The organism is Pseudomonas fluorescens, from assembly GCF_902497785.1.
GTDB lineage: Bacteria > Pseudomonadota > Gammaproteobacteria > Pseudomonadales > Pseudomonadaceae > Aquipseudomonas > Aquipseudomonas fluorescens_BO.
This window is the reverse complement of sequence record NZ_CABVHK010000011.1, coordinates 124,727-140,442: the sequence shown is the minus strand read 5'-3', so window position 1 is coordinate 140,442 and position 15,716 is coordinate 124,727. Positions and strand designations below refer to the sequence as shown.

Here is a 15,716-nt window from a genome sequence, read left to right as displayed (position 1 = left end):
CTTTCCTCTCCCTCCCCGGGCCCTGCTCGGCGGTGCAATAGCGCTTGTCCTGATGCCTTCGGCGTACGCTGAAAGCAACGGTTTTTTCGAAGATTCCAAGACCAGCCTTACCCTGCGAAACTACTATTTCAATCGTGATTTCAACGATCCCGGCGCCAGCAAGAGCAAGATAGAAGAATGGGCCCAGGGCGCGATTCTCAAGTTCAGCTCCGGTTATACCCCGGGCGTTGTCGGCTTTGGCCTTGACGGTATCGCGATGCTGGGCGTAAAGCTCGACAGCGGCCCGCAACGCAGCGGTTCGGAGCTGCTGCCGGTGCACGAGGATGGTCGCTCCGCCGACGACTACGGACGCGCGGGGCTGGCGGCAAAAATGCGTATTTCCGACACCGAGCTGATGCTCGGCGAGCTTATGCCGGATATTCCGCTGCTGCGCTACGACGACGGACGCCTGCTGCCACAGACCTTCCAGGGCGCCATGCTGGTATCCCGGGAGCTTCCCGGCCTGAGCCTGCAGGGCGGTCAATACACCTCGGTGAGCCTGCGCAATTCCTCGGACATGCAAGACCTCTCGGCCTGGGCTGCGCCCACCGTCCAGTCGGACGGCTTCAACTATGCGGGTGCCGAATACCGCTTCAACGAACAACAGACCCTGATCGGCGCCTGGCACTCGCAGCTCGAAGACATCTATCAGCAAAGCTATCTGAACCTGCTGCACAAACAGAAGTTCGGTGACTGGACCCTCGGCGCGAACCTGGGTTATTTCATCGACAAGGATGACGGCAGCGCCCTGATCGGCCACGTGCAAAGCCATACCGCCTACGGACTGTTCTCCGCCAACCTGGGTGGACATACCCTGTACCTGGGGCTGCAAAAGGTCAGCGGCGATACCGGCTGGATGTCGGTGTATGGCAGCAGCGGGCGGACCCTGGGCAACGACATGTTCAACGGCAACTTCAGTAACGCCGACGAGCGCTCCTGGCAGGCGCGTTATGACTACAACTTCGTCGCCGTCGGCATCCCCGGCCTGCTGTTGATGACCCGCTATGGTCACGGCGACAACGCCACCACCAAGGCCGGCAGCAATGGCAAGGAATGGGAACGTGACACCGAAGTCAGCTACACCCTGCAAAGCGGCCCACTGAAAACCCTCAGCGTGCGGGTTAACAACGCCACCAACCGTCGCAGTTTCAACAGCGACTTCGATCAGACCCGGGTGATCGTCAGCTACCCACTGTCACTCTAGTCCTCCCGCACGGGGCGCTTGTCGCCCCCTGCATCTCCTCACTCCTTGCGGTACTATGGCGCCCTCCCCTCTGGAAGTCGCCTGCATGAGCAAACCGGGTCAAATGGTGCTGGTCGCACTGCGCAAAATGATTGCCTCGGGCGAACTGGCGGCCGGCGAACGGCTGATGGAAATCCCGACGGCGGAACGCTTCGGCGTCTCGCGCATGCCCGTGCGCATGGCCTTCCTCACCCTGGAACAGGAAGGCTTGCTGGTACGCCATGGTGGCCGGGGCTATCAGGTGCGCTCGGTGAGTGCCGAGGATATCGCTGGCGCCGTGGAGGTGCGCGGAGTGCTGGAGGGTCTGGCTGCGCGGCAGAGCGCCGAACGCGGCTTGAGTGAGCAAGCACAGGCGGCGCTGCGCGAATGCCTGGTGCAAGGCGATGCACTGTTCGACAAGGGTTACGTGACGGAAGAAGACCTCGAGGCGTTCCATGACCTCAACATGCGCTTTCACCAGGTGATCGTCGACAGCAGCGCCAACCCGGCGATTGCCGAAGCCCTGGCGCGCAACGACCATCGCCCCTTCGCTTCAGTCTCGGCGCTGGCGATCGATCGCCAGGACATGGCCCGCGAATACCGGCGCTTCAACTTCGCACACATGCAACACCACTCGGTCTTCGACGCGCTGGTCAGCCGCCAGGGCGCACGCGCTGAAGCCATCATGCGTGAACACGCCAATGCAACACTGCGCTACGCCGAGGTATTCGGTGCAATCAGCAACGGCGACCGGATGAAAGTGATCGCCCGCGGCGAGTGATCAGCCGATTCAGAGGTCCAGCACCAACAGCTTGGACTTGGCCCTTGAGCAGCAGGGCGTGAACTGATCATTGGCCGCTTGCTCTTCTTCGGTGAGGAACAGGTCACGGTGCTCCGGCACCCCTTCCAGGACACGGGTCAGGCAGGTGCCGCAGATGCCCTGCTCACAGGAAAGCGCAATCTCGACGCCGTGGTTTTCCAGCACCTGGGCCACCGTCTTGTCGGCCGGAATGTCGAACACCTGCCCGCTGCTGGCCAGCTTGACCTGGAACGCCCCGTCGGCACTGGTAGCCACCGGCGCCGCGGCGAAGTATTCACGGTGCAATTGCTCATCGCTCCAGCCCTGAGCCTTGGCACTGTCGAGCACATGCTGCATGAAACCTGAAGGACCGCAGACGTACAGGTGCACGCCAGGCTGTGGATTGACCAGGACCTTGACGGCATCCAGGCGCGAATCGACCTCTTCATCAAAATGCAGGTGCACGCGACCGGCAAAGGATGCCCCTTTGAGTCGCTCGACAAACGCTGCGCGCTCACTGGAACGAGCGCAGTAGTGCAGCTCGAAATCGGCACCATTGTGGGCCAGGTGCTCGGCCATGCACAGGATCGGGGTGATGCCGATGCCACCGGCGAATAACAGGCTGCGCCGCCCCTCTGCCACCAGCGGAAACAGGTTGCGCGGTTCACTGATGAACAGCCGATCGCCACTGTTGACCTGCTCATGCATGCTCCGGGAACCACCGCGCGAGGCGACATCCTTGAGTACGCCGATCAGGTAGCGATGGCGTTCTTTCGGGTGATTGCACAGCGAGTACTGGCGGATCAGCCCGCTGGGCAGGTGCACGTCGATATGGGCACCGGCACTGAAGCCGGGCAACTCCCCTCCTTGTGCACAGGCCAGCTCGTAGCTGTAAATATCCAACGCTTCGTTGTTGCGGGATGTCACGACGACTTCAATCATGGCGCACCTTCAAGACCGGCCACCGCAGTGGCCGGGAACAGTATCAATGAGAGTGGAATGGCGTAGCGCTCGAGCTAGTTTGCCGTGGCGATCAGCTCGACAGCCGGCGCGCGCTCACGGGCGATGATTCGCTCCAGTACGCGCCTCGACTGCACACCACCTGCATCGATATTGAGCTTGAGCAGGTTGCGCTCGGGATTGGCCAGCAGGTTCTTCTGCTGCTGTTCGAGCATGTCGAGGTCTTCGCTGAAGATCTTGCCCTGGCCCTCGCGGATGGTGGAGGTCAGTTCTTCGTCTTGGGGATTGAAATTGCGCGCCATACCCCAGAAGTACCAGATCGACGTCTCGGTTTCCGGGGTGATGAAGTCGACCACGATGCTCGCGGCCTTGTGTTGCGGCTCGGCGTCGTAACCGCCCTTGCCGGCGTGGGCCACGCCCACCTCGATCAACACGTGGCTGGGTGGGCTGAAGCGGCAGATCTGCCAGCGGTCTACCGGCACATCGTCGGCCAGGTTGTTGCCACGCAGGGCCATGCGCCAGAACGGTGGCGCCATGATGTTTTCCATGTGCCGCGCCGTGACCACCTCGTCACCTTCGACAGTGGTGACCGGTGCCGCTTCATCGATCTCTTTCTGGCCGATGCTCGAGGCGTGCACGTAGGTTTCGTGGGTGAGGTCCATCAGGTTATCGATCATCAATCGGTAGTCGCAATTGATGTGGAACAGCCCCCCGCCATACGCCCACTCATCGCTGACAGCCCACTCCAGATGATGGATCAGTGCAGGGTCAGCCTTGTCCTGCTCCCCGGGCCAGACCCAGATGAAACCGTAGCGCTCTTCAACGGCGTAAGTCTTGTTGCACGGAAAGCCCCGTACGCGCTGACCCGGCATTTCGACGGTCTTGCCGTCACAACCCATGACCAGGCCGTGGTAGCCGCAGACCAGGTTGCCGTTTTCAACATAACCCAGTGAAAGGGGGGCGCCGCGGTGTGGGCAAAAATCTTCGACGGCGGCAACGCGCCCTTCCTGCCCACGATAGAAAACGATTTTCTCACCGCATATCTGCCGCCCCAGTGGCTTGGAAGCAATCTCGTCAGGGGTGCAGGCGACATACCAGGTGTTTTTCGGATACATAGGATTCTCCGGACAGGCTTGTTTTTATGGATCCAGTAAATCGGATTAACCCTATGTTCGTCAAGCTTTTAGCCGATACTATAAAATTAATGGATCCATTAATGCCTAAACAGTGACCTCCAATATTTCGAACGGTATTTGCCGTGGCGTTGGCGTTCCGGCCCCTTGTGGGATTTTCTTCGGCATGCGGGGTGACAGGATCGGCCGCAAGCGCTATTCGCCGCCGGCGGAAACCCTTGGGAGCAGCGGATCAGCGACAGAAGAATCGGTGCCGTGACCCCGATCGCAGCATGGCGGGCAGCAGGCCGATCAGGGGCGTCGCACCGGCCATCAGCAGGATCGTCATCGCTAAGGGTGTCACTTATTGCCCTGCTGTTCGCAGCGGCGCTCTGCCCTGCATGACGTGCAGGCGCATGTCAAAGCAGGTAGCGCGTTACGGTGGATTTACTTGCCTCGATGGACCTTGGTCCTGAGATTGAGGGTATGGCGGGGCGCCAACTTAGAGCGCGTAGCAATCGTCCCGTTTCCTGCCCCTCCTGAAAGGCAAGAATCGAAAACAGCCCTTCACGACAGGCAACAATCGGCCAAAAGCAGACGGTCAACTCAGACGGTTTTCCACCCATAGCTGCCCTTCGCGAAGGCCTCCACCGTTAACGTCCTGGATTTTTTTCTAGATGGATGCTTGCCAAACTCCAAGCAAATAAATGCCACGCAGCTATTAACGTTCGTTCACTCAGAGTCACGGGAGATTGTTTTACTTTGATGGCGGGTAAGTGCCCCAAATCGGCAAAGATTAACTGTGTGGTGCTTAGTGCCAGAGGAGCGACTTGAACAGGCAAGCCAAGAGGCTAGCCTTCGTCGTCATCTGGACTTCTCGCGTTCGCCATATGGCTTGCCCAGTGCGGCGTCAATCATTGGACGCACACCTTGCAGCACTTGTGCCGATACCTCTGGCCTGGCCTTCGCCGTAGCGCGCGCAACCGAGAGGGCACCAATCATAGCTGCAACAATGCCCATGGCGGTGGCAAGCGCGTCGACGGCTTGGTTGTTGGCCGCCACCCTGCGCTCGAACGCTCGAACCAGCACCAGGTAACCCTCGGTAAACTTTGAGCTAATCACCGCATCCTGCCGGCCAATTTCGCTGGCTGACGCCGCCATTGCACAGTGGTCGGCGTATTCGTCGCGCCGGTCGACAGACAGATAATCGGAGAGAAAGCGCTCCAGGTCCGGCTCGCCATCCACCGTACCCGAATAGAGCTTGGCATTGCTCTGCTCCAGGCTCCACGCCAGCGCCTCGGCCGCCAGCGCTTCCTTGGACGCGAAGTGTGCGTACAGCGCGCCATGCGTCAAGCCAGCCGACTTGCTGATTTCAGCAACGCCCACGCCATCAATCCCTTTCTGCCGAAACAAGCGGCTCGCCGTCTCCACCAATGTGGCGCGATTGGCCTCCGCCTTTTCTTTCGAGATTTTCATGACCAGCCTCCTTTTCGAGAATTTCTGCACACTATGATTGCACTCGCAATTGTTTGAAATCCTATATTCATTCGCGATTTACTTATTTCTAACTGTGCTTTGACTTTTATAATTGCGAGCACCACTATTATTTCAATGATTGCGAGCGCAATCTTAAGGTAACACAGTCACTCATTCCTCAGAGCACATAACAATGAAAATCGAGAACTCCGTTGCATTTGTTACCGGCGCCAACCGTGGTCTCGGTCTCGCCTTCGCAAAAGAACTCGTGGCCCGGGGCGCGCGCAAGGTTTACGCCGGAGTGCGTAATCCGGAGGGCGTCAACATTCCAGGCGTGATCGCCATTCGCCTGGACGTCAGCGACCCGGCATCGGTTGCCGCCGCAGTGGCCCAGGCTGGCGACGTGACGCTGCTGGTCAACAATGCGGGCATCGCGCGTTTGCTGCCCTCCATGCTTGACCCTGGCCTGGTGGAAGCCGCCCGCGAAATCTTCGAAACCAATTACTACGGCGTCATGCACGTCAGCCTGGCTTTCGCACCGGTGCTCAAAGCCAACGGCGGCGGAGTGATCGTCAACGTGCTGTCGGATGCGACCTGGGTTGCTGCGCCTTTCCTGTCCGCCTATGCGGCATCGAAATCAGCGGCGTGGAGCTTCACCAATTCGCTGCGCATCGAACTCGATGGCCAGGGCACGCGCGTGCAAGGCCTGCATGTAGGCTTCATCGACACCGACCTGACCCATGGTTTCGACGTGCCGAAAGTCCAGCCATCCGAAGTCGTGATCCAGTCACTGGACGGGGTGGAAGCGGGACTGCAAGAAGTGCTCGCAGACAAAGGTACTCGCGCCATCAAGGCCAGCCTGTCAACTGCGCAAGCGGCTTACCTGAACCCCGCAGCGACTGCGTAGGAGTACGAGATGAATGTCTTGCAACGGCTCGGCCTTGGCGCAGCGTTTGCTGTCATGACGGCTGGCGCCGCCTTCGCGGCGCCCACTGCTACGCACAATACAGCCCCCAATCAATTCATCGAAGCGGACGGTGTGCGCTATGCCTACCGTCAACTTGGCTCGCAGAGCGGGGTTCCGGTCATCCTGCTTCAGCACTTTCGCGGCAACATGGATTACTGGGATCCGGCACTCACCGATGGTCTGGCAAAACAGCGGCCGGTTTACCTGTTCGACAATGCCGGCGTAGGCCTCAGCGGTGGCGAAACCCCCGATTCGTTCGAAGCCATGGCCGACAACGTCGCCGCATTTGCACGCGCACGCGGGTTGACGCAAGTGGATGTGTTGGGCTTTTCAATCGGAGGCATGGTGGCTCAGGAAGTTGCACTGCGGCATCCAGAGCTGGTCCGCAAACTGATCCTCGCAGGAACGTCGCCGCGCGGTGGAGTACCGGGAAATGATCCAAAGGTACCGGGGATCGCCCTGCGCGAGACGATAGCCTCACAGGAAGAAACCGCCTACCTGTTCTTTGATCCGGCACCGTCCAGCCAGCAGGCGGCTCGGGACTTCTGGGAAAGGCGCCATCAGCGCAGCGAGGGCCTCGACAAGCTCGCTTCGATGAAAGCTATCGCGGCCCAAGGTGCGGCGCTCGGCAAGTGGAACTCGCCCGGTGACGGCACATTTTCACAACTGAACCAGATTTCCCAACCCACTTTAGTGGTCAACGGCAGCAATGATGTGATGGTGCCGACCCAAAACTCATTCACGTTGCAACAGCACATTCCGGACGCCAGGTTGCTGATTTACCCAAGTTCGGGACATGGCGCGCTGTTCCAATATGCCGACGACTTTGTGATTCAAGCCAACGCGTTCCTGGACTGACACAGATCAGCCTCAACCTGCTGTAACGAGGATTTTAACAATGAGAATTTTGATCGTGGGCGCCGGCTCGACCGGTGGGTTTTTCGGTGCGAAGCTGGCCAACGCAGGCCGCGATGTCACCTTCCTGGTAAGGCCGCAACGACTTCGCCTGATCGAGCAACATGGCCTGTCCGTCAGAAGCCCAGCCGGTGACATCGACATACAGCCGCAGCTCATTACGTCAGCGCAAATCAATGGCACCTTCGACATCGTGTTGCTTGCGGTCAAGGCTTACACGCTTGACTCTGCGCTCCAGGACATGGCCGCCGCTGTCGGCCCCCAAACAGTCATCCTGCCCTTACTCAACGGCATGCGGCACATGGATCTCATCGCGGAAAAATTCGGTGCAGAACGCTTGCTGGGGTGCGCTTGCAAAGTGGCGACAAGCCTTGATGGGAGTGGCCGTATCATCCAGCAGGGCACGTTCAACGATATCTCCTATGGCGAACTGGACGGGAGTGATTCGGATCGACTCGCAGCCGTGCACGCGTTCATGCGCGACGCCGGATTTGATGCGAACACCTCACATACGATCTTGAGGGACATGTGGGAGAAGTGGACGTTGCTCGCAGCAATGGGGAGCATCAATTGCCTGATGAGAGGCAGTATTGGCGAAGTCGTAGCGGCCGCAGGAGGTCACGAATTCGCGACACGAGTGATTGACGAGGTGGTGACGATTGTCCGTGCCACGGGTCAAGAACCCAGTGAGCCATTCCTGACGCAAGCCTATCGTCTTCTCACACTGCAAGGCTCCCCGCAAACATCGTCGATGTATCGGGACCTGGTGGCCGGCCGAGCCATCGAAGCCGATCAGATCGTCGGAGATCTCCTCGTGCGAGCGTCCGCAAAGGGTGTGGAAGCGCCGCTGTTGACTTTGGTCTATGCGCATTTGCTGGTTTATCAAGCCCGAATACATACCTGAACAGTTCCGCAAGGACAGCCCTTAACGGCTCGGCCCCGGGCCATTCCGACTCCGTCTCTCTGATCAGAGGCGACTCCCCGAAAATCTACCTGTGGCCCACGTGCGGCTGACCCGCACACGCTGCCTATATTCTTCAGGAGAAAGACCATGCCTTCAGTATCAATTGCGCACTTGCGGCGCAGCCTCTTAGCGGTTTCAGCAATTGCAGGTGCCTGCGCGCTGCTCGCGCTTGTCTCGCCCACTTACGCCCGTGCCAGCACCACACCGGAGGTCGCTGCCACCGTCGAGAAGGACAGCGCGATTCGTCCTTTTAAAGTCAACATCCCTGAAGACGCGGTTGCCGACCTGCGCAAACGAGTGCTAGCCACACGCTGGCCAGACCGTGAAACGGTAGGCGATCAATCCCAAGGGGTGCAGCTGGCGAAACTCCAGGATCTGGTGGCTTACTGGGGCACGCAATACGACTGGCGCAAGGTTGAAACACAACTCAATGCTTTGCCGATGTTCGTGACCAAAATCGACGGCCTCGACATCCAGTTCATCCACGTCAAATCGAAACACACGAACGCCCTGCCGCTGCTGCTCACTCATGGCTGGCCTGGTTCGATCCTGGAGCTGACCAAGGCCATCGGCCCGTTGACCGACCCGACTGCCCATGGCGGTCGCGCCGAAGATGCCTTTGACGTGATCATACCCTCGATGCCCGGCTACGGTTTCTCGCAACGGCCCACCAGCGGCGGCTGGAACCCCGACCGCATTGGCCTCGCCTGGGATGTATTGATGAAGCGTCTGGGCTACAAACGCTACGTGTCTCAAGGGGGCGATTGGGGTTCTGTGATCGCGGACGCCATGGGGCGCCAGGCGCCGGCAGGCTTATTGGGCATACACGTCAACATGCCAGCTACCGTGCCCGCCGATGTCGCCAAGGCAATAAGCGACGGTACTCCTCCGCCCGCCGGTCTGTCGGCCTCGGAGACCGCGGCCTATGAATCGTTGAAAACCTTCTTCGCCAAAAATGCCGCTTACGGCGCCATGATGGGTACCCGCCCGCAGACAGTAGGGTACGGCTTGTCTGACTCACCTGCCGGATTAGCCGCGTGGATGTTCGACAAATTCAACCAATGGACCTACAGCGGCGGTGATGCCGAAAAATCCCTGAGCAAGGACGAGATGCTCGACGGCATTTCGCTCTATTGGTTGACCAATAGCGCCGTCTCGTCCGCGCGCCTCTACTGGGAAAATAACAACAACAACTTCAACGCAGTGGAACAGAAGACCCGCGACATCAAGATCCCTGTCGCGGTCACCGTATTTCCGGGCGAAATTTACAAGGCGCCGAAGACCTGGACTGAGCGCGCTTATCCCAACCTGGTTTATTTCAACGAAGTAGACAAAGGGGGACATTTCGCGGCGTGGGAAGAACCTGAGCTGTTCGCAAAAGAACTCCGGGCAGCATTCCGCACCTTGCGTTAAGTAAAACGTTGCATATGGCCTGCCCATTGAATTGCCGGGCAGGCCGTACACCAATGCCCGTCTAGATGCTGCTGGTGCTGACCGGCAGCTATGGGCCGAAAACAGACGCCCGGTCCGTGCGAATAAGGCGGTAGGTCTCTACGCTCTAGAACACCATCTACAAGGTTCATCTGCCAGGCTCAACACGCTCAGCGATCAATGCGCTTGCCGTCGACCGGCAGGCCGGAGGAGCCGTTTTGAAACCATTCCCTCTCAGACCCGGCGCCTCTCTGGACCTGTTTCTTCAAGCATGTCTGCCACGCCGGGACGCTGTTCCGCCAGCCTTGACGGATAAGGCGCTCATTCCAGGCATTCCCGACGCTCGCTACCGGCTGGACCACGACGTGGCGCCTTTCATCGAGGATGCAGTTCAGTCCAACCAGCGTGAAAGCCTGGTGCTTGCCGAGGCCGGGATGCCGCACGATATCCTTCCTCTGGCGAACATGCTGGCCGTTTCCGGCGGTGGCGATGCAGGTGCGTTCGCAGCGGGACTGATCGCTGGATGGACCACGCATGGGACCCGCCCCACGTTCAAAGTGGTCACGGGTATCAGCGCGGGCGCCCTGGTCGCCCCGTTCGCTTTCCTGGGGCCCGAGTACGACGGCGTGATTCGTTACGTCTCTCATGCCATCGGTCCAAAAGACATTTTTCATTCTAGAAACGTCTTAACCCGTTTTGCCAGTGACGGAATAGCGGACAGCAAGCCACTGTCGCGACTCATCGCTACCTACGTCACCGAAGAAACGCTCGCGGCCATTGCATCGGAATACGCCAAAGGACGCATTCTGCTGATTGGCACTACGGACCTTGACTCGGGGCGACCTGTCACCTGGAACATGGGCGCCATTGCCAGCAGCCAGGCACAGGGTGCGCTCAACCTCTTTCGAAGCATCATGCTCGCCTCAATGAGTATTTCCGGCGCAGTCTCACCCGTCATGATCGATGTGGAGGTCGACGGTAAACAGTTTCAGGAAATGCACGTGGACGGAGGGGTCATCACTCAAGTGTTTCTTTACCCACCTACCACCATCATGGCGCTGAGCAAATCCACCGGCGCACCTTTGCGACACGACCGACATTTCTATGTCATTCGTAATGGGACGCTTGAACCGCAGTGGTCGGGGACGAAGCGCCGTACATTGAGCATCGGCGGCAGAGCCATCAGCGCATTGATTCAAACCCAGGGCGTCAGCGACCTGGAGCGTATTTACCGAATGGCGCAGCAGGATGGAGCGGATTTCAATCTTGCGTACATTGGCGCCGACTTTGACGTAACCCATGATCGCAAATTCGATGGCAAGTACATGAAGCGTTTATTCGATTACGCCTTTCAACTCAGTGCCAAGGGCTATCCGTGGCATAAATTGCCGTATTCGGAAAGCACTGAACACTAAAACAACCGCAACCTGGGCATGTCGAAACAGCAGATTTCGGTCGGCTGTCACAGGATTGTTGGACGGTGCAAGCACGACGCCGCGGTTGCACCGTTCCTGCGTAAGATAGCCCCCCTACTGATCCCGTCCCGACATTCGATCAGGCGCAGACCGCAATCCCGATTGCATCACTGGAGCAACCTCTACCGCTGCGCCAAAGTTGCCCTCCGTGATAGCGGTCTTCGTTCGATGACCGCGAGAATCATAAGCCTGCCGACGTTCAATCCAGCGACGCAGTGCCAACAGCAACGCACTGACAAACCCGTACATCACCGTGACAATGAACGCCGATTGCAACAGCGACTGCGGTGCGAAGCTCGATATCTGCTGTGAACGTCGCAACAACTCTTCGTACGGAATGATGTACCCCAGAGACGTGTCCTGGACGATCGCCAAAACGGCACTGACCAACGTTGGCAACATCAGCTTTAGCGCTTGTGGCAATACCACCCACATCATCGCTTGATGATCGCGCATGCCAATGGAAAGCGCGGCCTCCTTCTGCCCGCGCCCCAACGAAAGAATACCCGCACGAACAACCTCCGCTGTCATCGCGCTGTGATGCAGCACCATGCCGAAAATCAGGTAGCCCAGGGCTGACCAGTGCAACCCGATCGAAGGCAGCAGGATGACGGTAAACAGAATCAGCAACAGCAGCGGTACCGCACGGAAACAGCCAATGTAGCCCGCAGCCAGCGTGCGCACCCAAAATCTGTTCGACAACCGCGCCATCGCCAAAGGTACGGCAAGGCTGAAGGCCAGTACCGTGCTGATGACCGCAGCCAGCAAGGTGGCCATCAGCCCGTCAAACAGGAACTTCAAGGTGCCCGGATGCAGGAAGATTTTCCAGCGATGAGCATCGAACTGACCACTCGCCTCCAGACGATGTCCGACCGCATACATAAAGCAGAACAACAGGACCACGCCAATCACCGAGATGATCCGGTTACGCCGTCTGGCAACAGGACCCGGCGGTTCGTAGAGCAGATTGTCCGCGCTCATCGCAGCACCGCCATTTTTTGCTCGAGAAATCGGAAAAACAGACCCGCAGGAAGGGTCAACAGGAAATAGGCCGCCATTGCACCAAGGAACGTCGGCACTGCCAGGGCGGTGTCGAAGTTGATTTTTTGCGCGGTGTAGGTGATGTCGGCGACACCGATCGCGGCGCCGATGGCGGACGCCTTGATCTGTATGATGAACAGATTGCCCAGCGGGGCGATCACCGACTGCACGGCTTGCGGCAATACCACTTCGCCCAGTATCTGATCGAACCGCATGCCGATACTGCGGGCCGCTTCGATCTGCCCAATGGGCACGGTGTTGATGCCGGACCGCACCACCTCGCAGATCCACGCCGCGCTATACAGCCCCAGAACCAGGACCGTCGAGGTGAACAGCGAGTACATGAAGCCCAGCTTCGGCAAGCCGAAAGTGAACAGCAGCAACAATGCCAGCAGCGGCATCATTCTCATGAGTTCAACATAACTGCTGGCAAACCAGCGAAAGGGTGGCCATGGGCTCACCCTCATGATTGCCAGAAGCAGTCCGAGAATGATCGCAATGGCAAAGGACAGCAGGGTCAGCTGCACGCTGACCGCAATGCCCCCCAGAAAGCGTTCGATATAAGACATCAGGCTAACCTCTGCCTATCTTTACGGTTCGATCACGGGTACCTGTGGCGCACCGAGTCCCTCTTGCAGGTCCTTACCGTACATTTCCTTCCACTGGCCATTCTCAATGGAGGCGCTCAGTTGGCGGTTGAGCCAGTCACGCCACACCGTATCCTCCTTGATGACTGCAATGCCGTAAGGCTCTTCGGTGAACGGTGTCCCGACCACGCGCATTTTTCCGGGCTGACGCATGGACTCACCGACCAACGTTGCGCCGTCGTCGACGTAAGCGTCGAAGCGCTTGTCGATCAGCCCCTCGACGCAGGCGGAGGCATCGCTGAACGTCACGATCTTGGCTGCAGGCGCCAATGGCTTGAGGTTGCGTTCTACGGTGGTGCCGCTTAGAACGCAGACCGTCTTGCCATCCAGGTCGGCGGTCTTTTTGATCGAATCGTCATCCGCGCGGACCAGAGAATCCTGGCCGGCGAGGTAGTACGGGCCCGCAAAGCCAATCACCTTTTTGCGCTCATCGGTCACGGTCATGGTCGCGATGACCATGTCGACGCGTTTGTTTTCGACCAGCGGAATGCGGTTTTCCGGCGTGGTGCTGACCCATTCGATGTTGTCTTCGGAACCGGTGAGCTTCTTCGCCAGCATTCGGGCCAGGTCAGCCTCGAAACCTTCCACCTCCCCGGTCATGGGATTGCGCGACGAAAACATCAGGGTATTGAGCGAGCTGCCAACGACCAGTTTGCCGCGCTTCTGGACCTTGGCCATGGTCGAATCAGCCGGGAACTGCTCAACGGTAGAGGCCGACGCGACCGAGGCGAAAACGCAGGTAGCCAGGAGGGAGATGCCGAGGGAAGCGATTCGATTTAAGCGCATGGTTGTTTTCTCTTGTTCTTGTGATGTCGTTGAGTGAATCAGTGTGCAAGGACTTTGGACAGAAACTCGCGGGCGCGCTCCGAGCGAGGGGCACTGAAAAATGTCTCGGGCGGAGCGCTTTCGACGATCCGGCCGGCGTCCATAAAAATGATGCGATCGGCGGCGGAGCGTGCAAACCCCATTTCATGGGTGACGACCACCATGGTCATCCCGGTGCGGGCCAGATCGACCATGACCTTGAGCACCTCGTTGACCATTTCCGGATCAAGCGCCGAGGTCGGTTCGTCAAACAGCATCACGCTGGGCTTCATCGCCAGTGACCGGGCCAGTGCCACACGCTGTTGCTGGCCCCCCGACAATTCAGCGGGATAGGACTTGCCCTTGTGCGCCAGACCGACCTGGTCAAGCAGTTGCAAGGCCCAGGCGTCTGCATCCGCGCCACGCATGCCGAGGACTTTGCGTGGGCCCATCGCTACGTTCTGCAACGCAGTGCGATGGGAAAACAGGTTGAAACTCTGGAAGACCATTCCGACCTTCGCGCGCATCTTGGCCAGTGCCCCGCCCTCTTCCGGCAGGCGCTCGCCGTGCAGAAAGATATCGCCAGTGGTGACGGTTTCGAGGCGGTTGATGCAACGGCACAGGGTCGATTTGCCAGAGCCGGACGGGCCGATGATCACCACCACCTCGCCAGGCTGTACCTCCAGGTCAACATCAAACAGCACTTGCTGACTGCCGAAAAACTTGTTGACGGCGCGCAGTGAAATGGCAGGCGTTTGTTGAGTGAGCAATTGAGCCGATTGCATGGTTTCTGGTCTGCCTCAAAGATCTGACACGTGCCCGGCAGGCACCCCGAACTAAACGAACTTCAATTGCACCGTGGCTTTCAATTGGCCGGCGCGCGAACCGTTGTAACTTCTCAACACCGGATCGGCCCACGGCGCCAGCAGCGGATTGTCGCTGTCCTGATCCAGCAGCCCCAGTTGTTTGAGAACGGCAATGGTCACCGCGAACACGCTGGCGAAATCGCCGTCACTGATCTTGACTGCCACACCCAGGCCACGGCTGCGGATGCCGACCGTCTGCACGCCATCGGCACCGGTTTTTGCGACCCAGTCGCCATTCGAAGACAGGGTAATGCCCAAGTCGGCGCGACCGGTCCCCGAGACCATTTCCGGATGACTGCTCATGGCATCGAACAGCCGACGCAATACGGGATCGAGGCTGGCGTCGCCACAACCCTCAGCGCTGGCCAACCGCGCCCACAACAGAGCCAGGCGCGACAACGGCATGCCGAGGTTTGGCGCGTTGCAGCCGTCGATTCCGGTCCAGAGCTGATTCTCCGCAACCCCTGTCAACGCCGCGACTACCCGCTGGATGTCGCGCTGCAAGGCATGTTCGGGGGACAGATAGGTTTCGTTGGCCAAACCATGCAGGCGGCAATAGGCGAGGAAACCGCTGTGCTTGCCGGAACAGTTGTGGTGGCGTTGGTCGTAGCGAAAACCCTGGGGCGGCAGATTGTCCGCGGTGTAGAAATCGGGCAGATGGCAACCACATCCCAAGTCAGTGGAGGCTCGCTGGATTTTCGAGAGCATGCCACTTACGGCATTCACGTGTGCGGTTTCGCCCGAGTGACTGGCGCACATTATCGCCACTTGCTCATCGGAGAAGCCGAAGTGCTCGACTCCGCCGTCCCGGACGAACGGAATGGCCTGGAACGGCTTAAGCGTGGAGCGGGAAAACATCATCGAACCGGGGTCGCCGGCATAGGCCAGCAAACTGCCTTCGTTATCAACGACAGCCACCGATCCCCAGTGGATGCGCTCCACGTGTTCGTTTCGGGTAGCAATGGCCAATGGAACGTGTGCTGGAAAATCCATGGTGA

General features: G+C 59.0%; 15 protein-coding genes. 7 read left to right on the top strand and 8 right to left on the bottom strand.

Annotated features, from left to right (window positions below; translation table 11 throughout):
- The first annotated feature begins 52 nt into the window (after positions 1 to 52).
- Both F8N62_RS17820 and F8N62_RS17815 read left to right on the top strand, forming a co-directional pair.
- Complete coding sequence (locus F8N62_RS17820; protein WP_224791386.1) at positions 53 to 1,243, top strand: OprD family porin; 1,191 nt, start codon at positions 53 to 55, stop codon at positions 1,241 to 1,243.
- 85 nt (positions 1,244 to 1,328) lie between these two features.
- On the top strand, positions 1,329 to 2,042 hold the full coding sequence (locus F8N62_RS17815) for a GntR family transcriptional regulator (RefSeq protein WP_150711899.1): 714 nt from the start codon (positions 1,329 to 1,331) through the stop codon (positions 2,040 to 2,042).
- A gap of 9 nt (positions 2,043 to 2,051) precedes the next feature.
- On the opposite strand, the gene F8N62_RS17810 is transcribed toward F8N62_RS17815, so the two are convergent.
- From F8N62_RS17810 to F8N62_RS17795, 3 genes are all read right to left on the bottom strand, one after another.
- Positions 2,052 to 3,002, bottom strand: a complete 951-nt coding sequence (locus F8N62_RS17810; RefSeq protein WP_150711898.1) for a PDR/VanB family oxidoreductase — start codon at positions 3,000 to 3,002, stop codon at positions 2,052 to 2,054.
- Between the two features lie 74 nt (positions 3,003 to 3,076).
- Complete coding sequence (locus F8N62_RS17805) at positions 3,077 to 4,135, bottom strand: aromatic ring-hydroxylating oxygenase subunit alpha (RefSeq protein WP_150711897.1); 1,059 nt, start codon at positions 4,133 to 4,135, stop codon at positions 3,077 to 3,079.
- Between the two features lie 861 nt (positions 4,136 to 4,996).
- Complete coding sequence (locus F8N62_RS17795) at positions 4,997 to 5,608, bottom strand: TetR/AcrR family transcriptional regulator (RefSeq protein ID WP_150711896.1); 612 nt, start codon at positions 5,606 to 5,608, stop codon at positions 4,997 to 4,999.
- Positions 5,609 to 5,801: 193 nt separating this feature from the next.
- On the opposite strand from F8N62_RS17795, the gene F8N62_RS17790 reads away from it, so the two are divergent.
- The 5 genes from F8N62_RS17790 (at position 5,802) to F8N62_RS17770 (ending at position 11,300) form a co-directional block, all read left to right on the top strand.
- Positions 5,802 to 6,515, top strand: coding sequence for an SDR family oxidoreductase (locus F8N62_RS17790; protein ID WP_150711895.1), 714 nt, complete (start codon positions 5,802 to 5,804; stop codon positions 6,513 to 6,515).
- Between the two features lie 9 nt (positions 6,516 to 6,524).
- Positions 6,525 to 7,433, top strand: coding sequence for an alpha/beta fold hydrolase (locus F8N62_RS17785; protein ID WP_150711894.1), 909 nt, complete (start codon positions 6,525 to 6,527; stop codon positions 7,431 to 7,433).
- A 40-nt stretch (positions 7,434 to 7,473) separates the two neighbouring features.
- A complete protein-coding gene (locus F8N62_RS17780) occupies positions 7,474 to 8,394 on the top strand; it encodes a ketopantoate reductase family protein (RefSeq protein ID WP_150711893.1) in 921 nt (306 codons plus the stop codon).
- A 147-nt stretch (positions 8,395 to 8,541) separates the two neighbouring features.
- Entirely contained in the window at positions 8,542 to 9,867 is a 1,326-nt protein-coding gene (locus F8N62_RS17775; RefSeq protein WP_150711892.1) for an epoxide hydrolase family protein, read from the top strand.
- Between the two features lie 236 nt (positions 9,868 to 10,103).
- Positions 10,104 to 11,300 carry a patatin-like phospholipase family protein gene (locus F8N62_RS17770; RefSeq protein ID WP_150711891.1) on the top strand — a complete coding sequence of 399 codons (1,197 nt, stop codon included), beginning with the start codon at positions 10,104 to 10,106 and terminating at the stop codon, positions 11,298 to 11,300.
- Positions 11,301 to 11,414: 114 nt separating this feature from the next.
- On the opposite strand, the gene F8N62_RS17765 is transcribed toward F8N62_RS17770, so the two are convergent.
- Genes F8N62_RS17765 through F8N62_RS17745 form a run of 5 tightly spaced genes read right to left on the bottom strand, consistent with a single transcriptional unit; the run spans position 11,415 to position 15,711 of the window.
- Positions 11,415 to 12,341, bottom strand: a complete 927-nt coding sequence (locus F8N62_RS17765) for an amino acid ABC transporter permease (RefSeq protein WP_150711890.1) — start codon at positions 12,339 to 12,341, stop codon at positions 11,415 to 11,417.
- The gene (locus F8N62_RS17760) at positions 12,338 to 12,970 is read right to left on the bottom strand and encodes an amino acid ABC transporter permease (RefSeq protein WP_150711889.1); all 633 of its coding nucleotides are present in this window, start codon (positions 12,968 to 12,970) and stop codon (positions 12,338 to 12,340) included. Before F8N62_RS17760 ends, F8N62_RS17765 begins: the two co-directional genes overlap by 4 nt.
- 21 nt (positions 12,971 to 12,991) lie before the next feature.
- The gene (locus F8N62_RS17755) at positions 12,992 to 13,834 is read right to left on the bottom strand and encodes a glutamate ABC transporter substrate-binding protein (protein ID WP_150711888.1); all 843 of its coding nucleotides are present in this window, start codon (positions 13,832 to 13,834) and stop codon (positions 12,992 to 12,994) included.
- Between the two features lie 38 nt (positions 13,835 to 13,872).
- A complete protein-coding gene (locus tag F8N62_RS17750; RefSeq protein ID WP_150711887.1) occupies positions 13,873 to 14,637 on the bottom strand; it encodes an amino acid ABC transporter ATP-binding protein in 765 nt (254 codons plus the stop codon).
- A gap of 51 nt (positions 14,638 to 14,688) precedes the next feature.
- Positions 14,689 to 15,711, bottom strand: coding sequence for an asparaginase (locus F8N62_RS17745; protein WP_150711886.1), 1,023 nt, complete (start codon positions 15,709 to 15,711; stop codon positions 14,689 to 14,691).
- Positions 15,712 to 15,716 lie beyond the last annotated feature (5 nt).